At 36.3% G+C, this 15,132-nt stretch carries 14 protein-coding genes, 1 other RNA gene and 1 pseudogene; 5 read left to right on the top strand and 11 right to left on the bottom strand.

The window, feature by feature from the left end; translation table 11 throughout:
* The coding region (locus Q0252_RS07795) for a valine--tRNA ligase (RefSeq protein WP_297985115.1) at positions 1-2,513 on the bottom strand (2,513 nt) is incomplete at its 3' end.
* Positions 2,514-2,642: 129 nt separating this feature from the next.
* Here Q0252_RS07795 and Q0252_RS07790 point away from each other — a divergent pair.
* The 3 genes and pseudogenes from Q0252_RS07790 to Q0252_RS12310 form a co-directional block, all read left to right on the top strand.
* Positions 2,643-3,128 (top strand): DUF1573 domain-containing protein, encoded by a 486-nt coding sequence (locus tag Q0252_RS07790; RefSeq protein WP_297985113.1) that lies wholly within the window; start codon positions 2,643-2,645, stop codon positions 3,126-3,128.
* Positions 3,129-3,218: 90 nt separating this feature from the next.
* On the top strand, positions 3,219-4,088 hold the full coding sequence (locus Q0252_RS07785; RefSeq protein WP_297985111.1) for a polyphosphate kinase 2 family protein: 870 nt from the start codon (positions 3,219-3,221) through the stop codon (positions 4,086-4,088).
* A gap of 6 nt (positions 4,089-4,094) precedes the next feature.
* Positions 4,095-4,715, top strand: a pseudogene (locus tag Q0252_RS12310) (lysostaphin resistance A-like protein); the annotation flags it as partial.
* 161 nt (positions 4,716-4,876) lie between these two features.
* Here the strand turns inward: Q0252_RS12310 and rnpB are convergent.
* From rnpB to Q0252_RS07770, 3 genes are all read right to left on the bottom strand, one after another.
* Positions 4,877-5,200, bottom strand: an RNA gene (gene rnpB / locus Q0252_RS07780) — RNase P RNA component class A.
* A 59-nt stretch (positions 5,201-5,259) separates the two neighbouring features.
* Complete coding sequence (gene rimM / locus Q0252_RS07775) at positions 5,260-5,802, bottom strand: ribosome maturation factor RimM (protein ID WP_297985109.1); 543 nt, start codon at positions 5,800-5,802, stop codon at positions 5,260-5,262.
* A 78-nt stretch (positions 5,803-5,880) separates the two neighbouring features.
* Positions 5,881-6,513 (bottom strand): 30S ribosomal protein S16, encoded by a 633-nt coding sequence (locus Q0252_RS07770; protein WP_297985107.1) that lies wholly within the window; start codon positions 6,511-6,513, stop codon positions 5,881-5,883.
* Between the two features lie 455 nt (positions 6,514-6,968).
* Here Q0252_RS07770 and Q0252_RS07765 point away from each other — a divergent pair, with 455 nt between their 5' ends.
* Positions 6,969-7,958 (top strand): IS110 family transposase, encoded by a 990-nt coding sequence (locus tag Q0252_RS07765; RefSeq protein WP_297985105.1) that lies wholly within the window; start codon positions 6,969-6,971, stop codon positions 7,956-7,958.
* 12 nt (positions 7,959-7,970) lie between these two features.
* On the opposite strand, the gene Q0252_RS07760 is transcribed toward Q0252_RS07765, so the two are convergent.
* From Q0252_RS07760 to Q0252_RS07745, 4 genes are all read right to left on the bottom strand, one after another.
* Positions 7,971-8,303: a hypothetical protein gene (locus tag Q0252_RS07760; protein WP_297985103.1), complete on the bottom strand. Its 333-nt coding sequence runs from the start codon at positions 8,301-8,303 to the stop codon at positions 7,971-7,973.
* Positions 8,304-8,421: 118 nt separating this feature from the next.
* Entirely contained in the window at positions 8,422-8,931 is a 510-nt protein-coding gene (locus Q0252_RS07755) for a nitroreductase (protein ID WP_297985101.1), read from the bottom strand.
* Positions 8,932-9,020: 89 nt separating this feature from the next.
* The gene (locus Q0252_RS07750; protein ID WP_297985099.1) at positions 9,021-9,470 is read right to left on the bottom strand and encodes a hypothetical protein; all 450 of its coding nucleotides are present in this window, start codon (positions 9,468-9,470) and stop codon (positions 9,021-9,023) included.
* A 58-nt stretch (positions 9,471-9,528) separates the two neighbouring features.
* Positions 9,529-9,978, bottom strand: a complete 450-nt coding sequence (locus Q0252_RS07745; protein WP_297985097.1) for a copper resistance protein CopD — start codon at positions 9,976-9,978, stop codon at positions 9,529-9,531.
* Positions 9,979-10,545: 567 nt separating this feature from the next.
* Here Q0252_RS07745 and Q0252_RS07740 point away from each other — a divergent pair.
* Positions 10,546-12,561: a M3 family metallopeptidase gene (locus Q0252_RS07740; protein ID WP_297985095.1), complete on the top strand. Its 2,016-nt coding sequence runs from the start codon at positions 10,546-10,548 to the stop codon at positions 12,559-12,561.
* Positions 12,562-12,745: 184 nt separating this feature from the next.
* Here Q0252_RS07740 and Q0252_RS07735 read toward each other — a convergent pair whose 3' ends face one another.
* From Q0252_RS07735 to panD, 3 genes are all read right to left on the bottom strand, one after another.
* Positions 12,746-13,246, bottom strand: coding sequence for a peptidylprolyl isomerase (locus tag Q0252_RS07735; RefSeq protein WP_297985093.1), 501 nt, complete (start codon positions 13,244-13,246; stop codon positions 12,746-12,748).
* A gap of 81 nt (positions 13,247-13,327) precedes the next feature.
* The gene (locus Q0252_RS07730) at positions 13,328-14,356 is read right to left on the bottom strand and encodes a lysylphosphatidylglycerol synthase transmembrane domain-containing protein (RefSeq protein WP_297985091.1); all 1,029 of its coding nucleotides are present in this window, start codon (positions 14,354-14,356) and stop codon (positions 13,328-13,330) included.
* Between the two features lie 3 nt (positions 14,357-14,359).
* A complete protein-coding gene (panD, locus tag Q0252_RS07725) occupies positions 14,360-14,710 on the bottom strand; it encodes an aspartate 1-decarboxylase (RefSeq protein ID WP_297985089.1) in 351 nt (116 codons plus the stop codon).
* Positions 14,711-15,132: the final 422 nt, after the last annotated feature.

Genomic DNA, 15,132 nt, shown 5'->3' with positions numbered 1-15,132 from the left:
CATCCTCCCCTCAAAAAGGTAGACATTTCTGGAACCTGGAGGGCTTTTAAATATTTCAATTCCTCTTCTGTTTTGGCTTTTTCTTCGCCCAAATCCAGATTTTCGCTTAACGGAATAGAAACTTCTGTTGCTCCTACCAAGAAAGTAAAACTTGGTTTGTCGGTTTTCTGCGCGAAATTAATCTCCGAAACATTGGCCAGTTTTCTAATGATGGCTTCGTTTTCAAACGATAATGCATTCGTATAAACAACCGCTTCTTCTCTTGGAGAAATTCCTTTGCTTTGGCGGTAATTTCTTACTCCGGAAATCAGTTCTTTGGCAAAATCGAACTCTTCGAGTTTTTTATTATTAACATTTTCAGCTTTTTTCTGCTGAGAAATAATTAACGCGTTTTCAGGAGTTCTTTCCGCAATATTTTGCCATAATTCTTCGGTTAGGAAAGGCATAAACGGATGAAGCAACTTCATCAGTTCCTCAAAATAAGCGATTGTTTTATCGTAAACTTCTTGAGAAATACCTTCGCCGTAATTAGGTTTAATAGCTTCCAGATACCACGAACAGAAATCGTCCCAAATGAGTTTGTAAATCAAATGCAATCCGTCCGAAATTCTGAATTTTGAAAACTGATCATCAATTTCAACAATGGTTTTATTGAGTTGATTTCCGAACCATTCAATCGTATTATTTTCTGCTTCGTTTGCCGGTTTATCTTCTTTATTCCAACCTTGAATCAATCGGTAAGCGTTCCAAATTTTGGTCGCGAAATTTCTTCCCTGCAACATTAAATCTTCATCAAACAACAGATCATTTCCGGCAGCAGAACTCAACAAAATTCCTACACGAACGCCGTCTGCACCGTATTTTTCAATCAATTCGATTGGATCGGGTGAGTTCCCCAAGGATTTCGACATTTTTCGGCGTTGCTTATCACGAACAATTCCTGTGAAATACACATTTTTAAACGGAACTTCGCCACGCCATTCAATTCCGGCCATAATCATTCTTGCAACCCAGAAGAAAATAATATCCGGACCGGTTATCAAATCTGAAGTTGGATAATAATATTTGATGTCCTCGTTATTCTCATCCAACATTCCATCGAAAACTGACATTGGCCATAACCAAGAAGAAAACCAGGTATCTAAAGCATCTTCATCTTGTCTTAAGTTATCAGATTTCAGTTGAAAGTTATTAGTTTTTTGTTGTGCTAATTGAAGCGCTTCCTCAATGGTTTCAGCAACAACAAAATCGTTTTCGCCTTCACCAAAATAATAAGCAGGTATTTGCTGTCCCCACCACAATTGACGCGAAATATTCCAATCGCGGATGTTTTCCATCCAATGTTTATAGGTATTTTTGAATTTTTCAGGGTGGAATTTCACCTCGTCATTCATTACCACATCCAAAGCAGGCTTTGCAATATCTGCCATCTTCAGGAACCATTGTTGCGAAATTTTAGGTTCTATAACAGCACCTGTTCTTTCGGAAGTTCCTACTTTATTGACGTAATCTTCGGCTTTCAGCAACAAACCTTTTTCTTCCAGTTCTTTGGAAATCGCTTTACGAACTTCGAAACGGTTTTGTCCGTTGTAATGCAGACCGTGCTGATTCAAATTCGCATCGTCATCCAAAGAATCAATCATTGGAAGTTGGTGACGCTGACCGATTTCGTAATCATTGGTATCGTGAGCCGGCGTAATTTTCAGTGCTCCTGTTCCAAATTCAATATCTACATAATCGTCTTCAATAATTGGAATAACGCGGTTTGCAATCGGAACGATGACGTTTTTACCCTTTAAATGAGCGTATCTTTCATCATTCGGATTGATACAAACGGCAGTGTCGCCGAAAATCGTTTCAGGACGCGTTGTTGCTACAGAAAGAAAATCTTCAGAACCTTCAATTTGATATTTTAGATAAAATAATTTTCCGTTTTGTTCTTTGAAAATTACTTCCTCATCCGAAATATTAGTTTTCGCTTCCGGATCCCAGTTCACCATTCGGTAACCGCGGTAAATCAAACCTTTATTGTATAAATCCACAAAAGATTTAATTACCTGCTGCGAAAGTTTTGGCTCCATCGTGAAGCGTGTTCTGTCCCAGTCGCAGGAACAACCCAATTTTTTCAACTGTTCTAAAATTGTTCCGCCGTATTTGTCGGTCCAATCCCATGCATGTTTCAAAAATTCTTCACGACTAATATCAGATTTATTGATGCCTTCTGATTTCAGTTTTGCCACCACTTTGGCTTCGGTAGCAATAGAAGCGTGATCCGTTCCCGGAACCCAAAGTGCGTTAAAGCCCTTCATTCTTGCCCTTCTGACCAAAACATCCTGCAACGTATTGTTCAGCATATGTCCCATGTGAAGAATTCCTGTAACGTTTGGCGGCGGAATCACAATTGTGTAGGGCGGCCTTTCGTCCGGATTAGAATGAAAATACTTATTTTCCTGCCAGTAACTGTACCATTTCTGTTCGGTTTCCGGTGGATTATATTTTTCTGAAATCTGCATAAAATCTTTCTTTTTGGCTTACAATTTGCAAAAATAACGTAAATAAAAATTTTTTAACGAATATTAAAATAATTTTTAACTTTGCCCATTGAATTTCATCTAATTATAGATTAAAAAACCTCTAAAAATATGAAAAAATTATTCGCAGCTTTTGCCATTGTTGGTTTCGCAGCAGTAGCTTCTGCACAGACTATTTCATTCGACAAAACAACTTATGAATACGGAACTGTAAAAACTGGTTCTGAAGGTCACAGATATTTCACAGTAAAAAACACTGGGGATAAGCCTTTGATTTTGTCTGAAGTAAAAGCATCTTGCGGTTGTACTACTCCAGAATGGAGCAAAGAGCCAATTATGCCTGGTAAAACTGCTAAAATTAAGGTAGGTTACAACACACAGATTAACGGAGAATTCCAGAAATCTATCGACGTATATTCTAACGACCCAGTAAATGGAAGATCTGTAATCTTCATCAAAGGAAAAGTAGATCCTAATGCTTCTGAAGTTGCCGTAGCTAATGCCAACGAAAACTCTGATGTAGTGAAAGCCGCAACGGGAAAGCCTAAAAATACCGGTAAAAAAGCGCCAGCTAAGAAAAGAGTTGTTAAAAAGTAGCAGTAAGAAAATAAAACTTTACAAATAAAGTACACAAAATCGCTTCATTATTGAGGCGATTTTTTTATTTTTAATTAAAATTAAAATCAGATGGATACAGATTTCAGCGACAATTATGTCGTAAAAGGAAAGTTTTCTCTAAAAGATTTTGAAACCGAATACAGTGGAAAACTCACTAAACAAGAAGGTGAGCAAATGCTACAGGACGAAAAAGATAAACTCCGCAGTCTTCAGGAAAAAATGTATTCGGATGGAAGCAAATCTTTACTAATTGTTTTGCAGGCAATGGATGCAGCCGGAAAAGACTCTTTAATAGAACATGTTTTTGGCGGTGTAAATCCGCAAGGATGCGAGGTGACGAGTTTTAAATCGCCCAGTTCAAAAGAATATTCGCACGATTTTTTGTGGAGACATTATATTGCACTTCCAGAGAAAGGAAAAATCGGCATTTTCAACCGAAGTCATTACGAAAGTGTTTTGGTTTGCAAAGTTCATCCGGAATATAATTTAAGCGAAAAAGTGTGGAAATCTGTTGATGATTTTGATGCGAAATTCTGGAAAAACCGTTATGAAAGCATCAGAAATTTTGAAAAACATTTGGCCCAAAACGGAACAACCATTATTAAAATTTTTCTGAATGTATCCAAAAAAGAGCAAAAGAAAAGATTTTTGGACCGTATTGATGAACCCGAAAAAAACTGGAAATTCTCCCTCGGAGATTTGCAGGAACGCGCACTTTTTGACCAATACATGAATGCTTACGAAGAAGCCATTAACGAAACCTCTAAAGATCATGCTCCTTGGTTCGTAATTCCAGCAGACAATAAATGGTTTGCGAGAGTTGCTGCGATTCAGATTATTATTGATGCGATGGAAAAAATGGATCTGGAATACCCAAAACTATCTGAAGCTGATTTAAAAGGACTTCAGGAAGCCAAAAAACAGCTCGAAAGCGAATAATTCTCAATGAGTTTTCTGAAAGCACTCGGACTTACCGCTGTTCTTTATTTCTGCATTGGTTTGACGGGATATATTGCATTGTATCTGCTGTTCTTTGTAAAACATGACTTCATCAATGATATACATTCTGTTTTACAGTTTTCAGCCTTAATTTTAAGCTATTTTTTGGTTTGGAAATATTTTATCAACCATCCGTTTACGTTTAAAATATCGAAGTTTAATGGATTTGATGAACGTCTGTTTTTTCCTATTGTTTTTATTGCGTTGGGATTTACGATAATTGAGCAGCCTTTGTTTGATTTGTATTATAAATTTAAACTTCCGGAAGAACTGTATAAAAGCTTTCCGTACGAAGAGCACAAATTAAATTTCACCGCTTATGTTTCGTTTGTTTCGAGTGTAATTGTTACTCCAATTGTTGAAGAACTCTTTTTCAGAAAATTCTTATTGATTGAATTGAAAAAGAAATATTCGGCTCAGATCGCAGTTGTGCTTTCAACACTATTATTTTCAGCGTTTCATCTGCCTAATTTTGGGAATTTGTTACCACCCTTCATTCTAGGAATCACCAGTGCTTTTCTATATTTAAAATCAGGACAAATAATGTATTCTATCCTGCTTCATGCTTTGGCAAATCTGAATGTTTTCCTGTTCAATTATTTTGGAAGAACCATTGATGAAAATCTACAGCAACTCAATTTCAACCTATACTATTGGCTGATTTTCGCTGCAGGAATCGGGATTTTATTATTTGGATTGAGAATGTTTTCAGAAAAACTGAAAGAAAAACCACAAGAAAAACTATAAGCCGGATTCTGTACTTCGCCGAAGCGAGCGTCTGTTATTTATCTGCGTTGTACATTGCTGCACAACTTTTGCTGGTTACCCCTCGGTTTTTGGAGCGAGCAACTCCTATTCTGATTGCTCAGAAAATCCGATATACTTACCATTGCACCGCAAAGAGTTTACCTGATTTCACTATAAATTAATATACATTCTTTCTGTTGCACTGGTCCTGATCTTACGACCGACGGATGTTATCCGCTTTGCTGCTCTTTGGTGTCCGGACTTTCCTACTTCGCCGAAACGAAATCAACAGACCGTCTTTCTTGTGGATTGCAAAGATACTCTTTTAGTTGGAAGATGGAATATTAAAGAAAATGCAAAAAGATTATTCATCCTTTTTAGTAGGAACCAGAAAAACATCCATCAAACCTTCAGGTAAAGTCATTTTGATGAATTTTTCTTCACGGTTCACCTCCAAAATCCAGTCGCGGATCATAGGAATAATTATTTCCTTTCCTGCCAAATCTAAGATGAAATAATGTTGAGCCGTTTGGTCATTTACAGAAACGACATTTCCGCATGATTTTCCGTCTTCTTCGCGGATTTCGAAACCAACAACTTCGTGATAATAAAATTTGTTTCCCGAAAGTTTCGGAAGCGTAGAAAGAGGCAGAAAAACATCTTTTCCAAGGCTTTGCTCCACCAAAGCTTCAGTAGAGTTTTTGAAAGAAATAATCAGCGTATCGCCTTTACTCCACTGCTGTTTTGCGATAAAGAAAGGCACTAAAAGTCCGTTTACTTCCACGAAAACACCTTCCAGTTTGTTGTACATTTCCGGTTGATCGGTATCAAGCTTCAGAAAAACATTTCCCTGAAGTCCATGTCTGCGTGTAATCTTTCCTAAAAAATAGCAGTCTTCTTTTCTCATATTGCAAAGATAAAGTTCTTTAAATAAAAAAGACGCCCAGATTCGGACGTCTTTATTTTTTCTGAAAAGAATGTCTGATTAAGCTTGAGATTCTTCAGTTCCTTCTGCTTCAGCAGCAGGAGTTTCTTCAGTAGCTTCTGCGATTGGCTCTTCGTTACCTTCAACAGCAACAGGAGCGGCCTCTTCAGTAGCTTCAACTTCAGCAACAACTTCTTCAGCAGGAGCGTTTGCAGCTTCTTCAGCAGCTTTAGCTTCAGCAAGAAGCGCGTTCTGAGCATCAATTCTTTCCTGATTTTTCTTAGTTTCAGCATCAAGAGCAGCTTTTTTAGCGTCTGCTTTCGCAGTTGCCAAACCTTCTACTTTTCCTGTTACTGCTTTTTCTTTGTTTTCCAACCAAGCGTTGAATCTTTTTTCAGCTTCAGCCTCGTCGAAAGCACCTTTTGCAACACCACCCTGAAGGTGTTTTTTGTACATAGCACCTTTGTAGGAAAGGATTGCTCTTGCAGTATCGGTTGGCTGTGCACCGTTGTTCAACCACTGAACAGCAGAGTCAACATTCAATTCGATTGTTGCAGGGTTTGTAATTGGGTTGTAAGTTCCTAATTTCTCGATGAAACGTCCGTCTCTTCTTGATCTTGAATCTGCAACCACGATGTGGAAGAAAGGTTTCCCTTTTTTACCGTGTCTTTGTAATCTGATTTTTACTGACATAAATTAAAATTTGTGGGAACTCGTCCCGGTTAATTATTTTGAGGTGCAAAAATAAGAAAATTTTCCGATGTAACAATCTAATAATGTAACAATTTACCAATTTCACTCCCAATTCATCCACGCTCAAACTCACCCACTTAAAGATTAGGAGCCGGGAACCTGCTTTCACTACTCGCTTTTTTGCGCCTTGCTTCCCCATTTCTGGCAAAAAGAGCTCAAACACGCCGTTCAATGGTAAGTTTGCACTAGGATAATTAATGAAGTAAATTAGTTGATGATATTAACTAGAAAGAAAAACAGCAGGAGTAAGGCAGACGCTTCGTTGATACTTAAGATATCGCCCCTGATTTTATCCCCCTGCTGTTGTTTTCTTCCAAATCCGGATAGAACATTGTTGGTAATAACTTTTACCATGATGGATCAGAAGAAAACGTTCTTTCCAAAAAAAAGAATTGATGTCAAATTTATTGAAAAAAGTAATTGGTGTGGACGTTGGGTCCAAATTTTTAACGCTTAGTTTCCTGGACGATGAAAAAGGAGAACAGGTTTTGAATTTGCCAAATAATGAGCGCAGCATTTTGTCGTTTCTGTCTAAAATCTGTCCAAGCGATTATTGTTTTGTGATTGAAGCAACCGGAAACTACAGCAGCCGCCTGCTTCACTTCTCTATAGGAAAAGGATTTGAAAGCAGTCTGATTAACTGTATGTCCGTGAAACATTTTGCAAGGATGAAAAACATCATCACGAAAACCGATGCGGAGGATGCCAAACTGATCAGGAATTACGGAGAGATGTTCCGTCCGGAATTTTATACTCCAAAAACTCAGGACATTGAATATCTGGATCAGGAAATAAAGCTTCTTAATGATCTGGAAGAAGAAAAGCGACGTTACGCGGTAAAATTAAAAGCCTTAAGATTCCATCCCGTTCTTAATCCTTCAACAGAGAAACATTATGAAAAACGTTTAAAGCAGTTGGAGAAAGAAATCAAGGAAGTGGAAGCCAGATTGCCACAGTTGCAGGATGAGGAATTTACAGAAACTAAAAATCTGCTACAGTCTGTATCGGGAATTGGCGAAAAAACGTCACTCCAATTAATGACTGCTACTTCAGGATTTAAAAACTTTCATTCTTCAAAATCTCTGGTAAAGTATTTTGGTCTGGCTCCAAGAATTTACCAATCTGGAAAGAAATCTTATTCACCCGGAAAATGCCGAACTTCAAAAACTTATATTCGAAGCATCCTCTATGTCTGTTCCTGGACGGCGATAAAGCACAACCAAAAATGTAAAGAACTCTACCTGCGGCTGCTTGAGAAGGGAAAGGCAAAAAAACTGGCACTAATTGCAGTATGCAACAAACTTCTACGAATATGCTTCAGCGTAGTAAAAAACAAAACAGCTTTTCAACAGGATTTTCAAAATAAATTAAAAATTTTAACCTGAAAAATTTGCAGATTAACATAGAACATCAGGGCTAGGAACAAGTATTGCCACCATAAAAAGCGTAAGATAGTATAGAAGTGGTATTAATCCAAACACAAACCAAAACCAATTATATTTTCCAGTCAATCTAAATTCGACTACTGTAAAAACCGCATTGATAATTACTGCTATATTTACAAAGATTATAAGAAGAAAACTTGTGGAAAGTCCGACTTGCCACATCCATCTTAAACTTCCATATCGAAAAGGCGCAACCAAAGGTGGTGTGACAACAGCAAAAAGAAATGCTATTAAAATCCAAGGAACAACCTTTTGATACGAATATGGAACGTGTTTCTCTTTCAATGATGTCAATTTTGTAAATAAAAAGTTAAAGAAATTTGCGTCATCCGCAAAATCTGCTAGAGAAAAACAAAAACTCAGCGAAACTCATAGAAAACTCCGTGAAACTCTGTGCTAAAAACTAAACCATACCCATATAGAAAAACCCATAACATTTCTGATTCTCCTCCAAACCAAGAAAATCCGAAATATAGTCTTTCATTCCCGGTGTTGACCAATAACAACCCACATTATTTGCAGTACAAGTCAAATACATATTCTGAACCGCCATCGCTGTTGCCGCCACTTCTTCCCATTCCGGAACGAGTCCTGAAAAATTAATACAAACCGCCAAAACCGTATCCGCTTTATTGATTTTTGCAGAAATATCCAGATATTTTTTCTCCAGGAAAACTTCGGGACGTGTTGTTTGCTTGTATATTTCAGCCAGTTTTTCTCCGAGTTCGATTTTTTCCAGACTACGGAAAGTTTTGAAACGCCATGGCTTTGTTTTCTTGTGATTTGGAGCAAAAGTGGCGGAATCCAGAATTTCATCCAGAATATTTTGTGGAATTTCTTCTGTGGTATAATCTTTTGGAAAAATACTTCGTCTTCGTTCAACGATATTTTTTAGAGTTTCTCTTTCGTTCATAATCAGCAAAATTAAGGAAATAAGTTTTGGCTAAAGCGAATTAGATATTTCAAAACAAAAAATCGGGCTAAAGCCTGATCCTATTGATACTACAGAATTTTCTCAATTTTCTGATGAATTTTATTCAAAACAAATTCATCGCCCGTTTTTTTACCTTTCATGATTTGCGCCATCGGACTTTCTTCAGAAATGGCATAAAAGCGGTCGGTGTTGAAAAAAAATTCACCCAAACCTACGGAAATATAGAATCTTGCTTTATTGGTGATTACGATGGAACCGAGTTGTGCAATTTCAGTTTTGGACGGTATCACTTTTGCGAAATCTCTCTGCATTTTTTTCAGGGCAAACATCTGTTTATCCAAATGATAAATTTCTTCCTGCATTTCCTCTCGAAAACTATCATATTTTGGCGTTTTCTTGATGTCGCGACTGGCTTCCAATGTGAAATTGAGATAAAATTCCATGGTTTTAATTTTCCCGGAAATCATATCTTTCACAAAGTTTCGGATTGCTTTTTTGTCGTAAACCGCATCGTTCATCAGCCAAAAATTTTGACTAATGTAGAAAATTTAGATAAAATGAAAATTTGAAAAGAATTTAAAGTGAAATTCCGCCGTAACGAACGAAACTTCCCAAAACCATCATCAAAACACCAAGTGTTGTGACTGAAATAATGTGAAAAGCCATTAATTTCAAATTTTTTGGTGAAAGTTTCTGCAGAACAAAAATTTGCGCACTTAATGCGAATAAAACTGTGGAGAAAAGCAGCAATAATTTTAATGAAACAACCGTCTCCAAAGGATTTGCAAAGTGAAACCACGTTGATATGCCAAATCCAAATTGATACGCCATCCAAATTCCGGTAATTACCATCACCAGTAAAGCCGGCATTCCTATTTTTTCGTACTTTTTTTCGAAGTTAAGAAGAATTTCGGGGTCTCTTTTGCGAAGAACTTCGGGTAAAATCCCGATGGCTAAAATTAAATGGCCACCTACCCAAATTGAGGCGCCGAGAAGATGAAGAATGAGCAATAAATGGTGCGACATTGAATAATTTTTGACAAATTTAGAGAAAAATGATTGTGGAAAGTGCTGATTTTAGTCATAGAAAAAGCGGTCCAAAGTCCGCTTATGTAGATTGTAATTGCGAATGAAACGCAGTGTAATAAGGCAATCCTCTGGGAAAACGACAGATTTCTTCGTCATTCAATTCCTCGCAACGACATTTATTTCTTGCTATTTTTTTGCTTCAATATTTTTCATTGTTTTTTAATGAAATCAGCGAATCACTTCGTGATTTGTCTTGAAACAAAAGAACCAAAAATTTAAGACTTGGGTTTTTCCGCTAAAATTCCAAAATATTTTTTAAAATTTCCAAACTCAGGCGGTAAGAAAAGGTTTTTGTTTACAATAATTATTGTCGCCACTCAAACAATGTAAATTTCTTAACGAAAATAATTTAAAATTTCTTAACGACCCAAAATTACTATGTCGCATTCAGGACATGATACTAAATTTTTTACTGACGCTCGCTTCGCTCGCGCTATTTTCCCTAAATTTCGTAAATTTCAACATTTAAAATCTAAAATTTATAATTCAAAATTTCAAAAAATAATGTCCAATATACTTACAGAAATATTTAATACGCCTTTTCAAACTCCACCTTTCGACCAAATTAAAAACGAAGATTTTCTTCCGGCTTTTAAAGAGCTAATCAAGATTTCTGAAAAAGAAATTGATGAAATTACCAACAATACTGAAGCTGCAAGTTTTGCGAATACGATTGAAGCGCTGGCTTATTCCGGTGAAAAATTGGATGTGGTTTCGAATATATTTTTTAATTTAAATTCTGCTGAAACCAATGATGAGATGCAGAAAATTGCGCAGGAAGTCTCTCCACTTTTAACAGAATTTTCTTCTAAAATTTCTCAAAATAAAAAACTGTTTGAAAGAATTAAAACTGTTTTTGATGAAAAGGAAAACTATGATTTAAATGAAGAACAGCAAACATTGTTGAAAGAAACATATAAAGGTTTTGTTCGCAGTGGTGCACTTTTGAATGATGAAGACAAGAAAAAACTCGAGAAAATCAATATGGATTTATCTGTAAAATCTCTTCAGTTTGGACAAAATGTGTTGGCTTCTACGAATGCTTATTTCAAACATATTCAAAACAAGGAAGAACTGAAAGGTATTCCTGAACCTATTTTGGAACAGTTTGCTGAAGAAGCGAAAGAACGAAATCTCGAAGGTTACGTGATTACGCTTAAATATCCAAGCTATCTTCCAGCTATGACCTACGCTGAAAACCGCGAGTTGAGAAAAGAACTGGCTTTAGCTAACGGAAAAAAATCCTTTGATGGCGGTGAATGGGACAATCAAAATTTAATTAAAGAAATTGTGCAACTTCGTCACGAAAAAGCCCAACTTTTAGGCTATAAAAACTATGCGGAATACGTTTTGGAAGAAAGAATGGCACAAAGTCCAACCAAAGTTCAGGAATTTCTTAATGAACTTTTAGTGAAAGCAACTCCATTCGCTCAAAAAGAGATAGAAGAACTAAAAACGCTCGCGAAAGGCGATGGAATTGAGGAAATTCAAAGTTATGACCATACTTTTTATGCTGAAAAACTTCGCAAACAAAAATTTGATTTGAATGATGAAGAACTGAAACCTTATTTCCAACTTGAAAAAGTTCAGGAAGCGGTTTTTGGTTTAGCGAATAAACTTTTTGGACTGACTTTCGAGGAAAGAAACGATATTTCGAAATATCATTCGGAAGTTAAAACTTATGAGATTAAGGAAAACGGCGAATACAAAGCTTTGCTTTATGCGGATTATCACCCGAGAAAAGGCAAAAGAGCAGGGGCCTGGATGACGAGTTATAAAAATCAGTATCAGAAAGATGGAGAAAATTCAAGGCCGCATATTTCTGTGGTTTGCAATTTTTCAAAACCGACGAAGGACACGCCAAGTTTGCTGACTTTCAATGAAGTTACGACGCTTTTCCACGAATTTGGTCACGCTTTGCACGGCGTTTTGGCGAATACTCAATATCCAAATCTGTCGGGAACTTCTGTGAAGTGGGATTTTGTTGAACTTCCGTCGCAGTTTTTGGAAAACTACTGCTACGAACCGGAATTTTTGAAAACATTCGCGAAACATTATCAAACCGGCGAAGTTTTGCCGGATGAAAAAATTCAGAAAATTTCTGAATCAAAGAATTTTATGGAAGGTTACCAAACGTTGCGACAGTTAGGCTTCGGACTTTTGGATATGGCGTATCATTCTAAATTGGATAAAATTGCTGATATCAAAACTTTTGAAACAGAAGAAACAAAAGCTACCAATTTATATCCAAGCAATCCAGAAACGGCGATGAGTCCAAGTTTTTCGCATATATTTCAAGGTGGATATTCTGCTGGATATTATTCTTACAAATGGGCGGAAGTTTTGGACGCTGATGCTTTTCAATATTTTAAAGAAAACGGAATTTTCAATCCGGAAATTGCGGCAAAATACAAAGTTTTGCTTTCTTCTGGCGGAACAAAAGACCCGATGGAATTGTATAAAGATTTCAGAGGAAGTGAGCCGAAAGTGGAAAGTTTGTTGAAGAGATCTTTTGGATAGTTGTCCCACAGATAACACAGATTTTCACAGATTACTGAAATTAATTTTCTCGCAGATTGCGCAGATTTCATTTTCGAAAAATAATAATACTTTGTGAAACTCAAGAAATAAAACTCCTTAAACTCTGTGAAAAACAAAAAAAAACGCCCGAAAAAATCGGGCGTTTTCTATTTTAATTCAGAAATTAATGTCCTGAATGTCCGTCAATTCCGTGCGTGTGTCCGTGCGAAAGTTCTTCGGGGGTAGCTTCGCGGTTGTTCAGGATTTCAACTTCAAAATGAAGAGGTTTTCCTGCCATTGGGTGATTTAAATCTGCAATTACGGCTTCTGGTGTAACTTCCACCACAAAAGCCTGGAAATTATTTCCTTGATTGTCCGAAAGTGGCAAAACGGCTCCAACCGGTGGTAATTCCTGTCCCTGGAACATATCAAGTGGCAATTGCACTACTGCTTCAGGATTCAGTTCACCATAACCATCTTGAGGAAGAATGGTGAAAGAAGTGGTATCTCCGGTTTTCAAACCTTTAATGTGTTCTTCAAATTTCGGGATCATCATTCCAGCTCCGTAAATAAAGGAAAGCGGATTTTCTTTGGTAGTTTCTTCTACCAAAACTTTTTCTCCGTTTGCGTCATCGGTTTTCAAAAGATACTTTAGCGTTACTGCTTGATTATTGTCTATATTCATAATGTTGGATGTTTTAATTTAAAAATTGGTTTCAATATCACAATTATCTTGCCTTTAAACTAAAAACTGCCATATTGGCAATTATTGAAATTTTTCGTTTTTCGAAGCTGCATTTCTCGCTTTTGTTAAAATAGGTATTGAAATAAATCCTAAAACTACCATCAAAACCAATTGCATGGTATGCGAAATGAAGGCATATGCTAAACCAACTTCTTCACCTTCAGCAAAAGATTTCCCCATCGATAGGAATAATGCGCCAATCCCAAGTTTCAGCGCAAAATGAAAGGCTCCAATTCCGCCAGAAGCAGGAATCATCATTCCTAAAGTTCCAACAACGATAACAAAAAAACCATCCGCAAAGGTGAAATGTGAGGTTTCCGGAAGTGCAAAACAAATTAAATAAGCTGCTAAATAATAGCAAATCCAGATTGCAACGGAATAAACAACAAACAGAACCGGCTGTTTCAGTTTAAAAATAGAAAAAACGCCGTCCAAAATTCCATTAATAATTTTAATGACATTTCCTAAAACCGGAACATTGATAAAACGGTTTCTGAAAACAAAAAAAGCAATAGCTCCCGCCGTTAAAACTCCTAAAATTACGAAAATTTTATTGGGAGAAATATTGATGTTCGATTGTTTGTAGAACGCGAGAATTGCGTCATATTTAAAAATCAGGGTTAATCCAAGGAACGCAATCATGCAGATTAAATCCACTACCCTTTCCAAAATAATTGTCCCGAAAGATTTGTCCACCGGAACTTTTTCAACACCATATAAAGCCGTAGCTCTTGCAACTTCGCCACTTCTTGGAATGGTTAAATTCATCAAATATCCAAAAGCAATTGTCCAAAATGAATTCGAATTCGAAATCTTATAACCTAATGGCTCAAACAGAAGATTCCAGCGAATTGCTCTGAACCAGTACGCCAAAACTCCAAAAACAGCCGCAGCTGCAACCCATAGATAATTGGCTTTGGCAAAATATCCTTTAATTTCCCCGAACTTTAAGCCGCGGAAAGCCAGCCACATAAAAAAAACAGCCACTGCAATAGAAATTACAATGGTTAAAAGTGTTTTTACCGGATTATTCTTTTTCTGATTTTCCAAAACTTACGTTAATAGGTTAGTTTTTTCATCAGGGAAAATAATTTTCGGCTGGAAATCTTTAGCTTCCTCTGGCGACATCTGTGCGTATGAAATAATGATAATAATATCTCCTTTCTGTACTTTTCTTGCAGCAGGTCCGTTCAAACAAACTTCACCGGATTTTCTCTTTCCTTTGATAGCGTAGGTATCAAAACGCTCACCGTTGTTTACATTGACGATGTAAACGCGTTCGCCAACCATAATTCCGGATGCTTCCAAAAGGTCTTCATCTATGGTAATACTTCCAATATAATTCAGATCAGAAGAGGTAACTCTAACCCTGTGAATTTTAGATTTAAAAACTTCTATTAACATGCCGCAAATTTATTAATAAATTATTGAAATGCTGAATAAAAAATCTTTATGGCAAAAATTTAAAATTTCCTTAAAAACCAATAACAGCACACTTTCTCTATCAAAACATCAAAAATAAATTACAAAGCGTTCATAATTGATATGAAATTTTGAATTTGATAATCTTGAAAATAATTAAACAAATATTTAAAAACCCTTTACTGATAAGCGTTTGGCATAATATTAGCACAAAGAAAACACGAAATTACGTATTACGTTTCAATTGTGAAATTTTAACGTATCTTATGATAATGATAGTTTTTTCATGATTTTTTTTAAAAAAATTTGCACAATATTAAAATAGTATTATATTTGCTTTTATAGAAAACTAACCTTAATAATAAATATTATGAACAAGTCTGAATTAATCGACGCTATGGCTA

This window comes from uncultured Chryseobacterium sp. (assembly GCF_936933875.1).
Lineage (GTDB): Bacteria > Bacteroidota > Bacteroidia > Flavobacteriales > Weeksellaceae > CAKZIK01.
The sequence above is the reverse complement of the archived record's forward strand: the minus strand, read 5'-3'. Positions and strand labels throughout refer to the sequence as shown.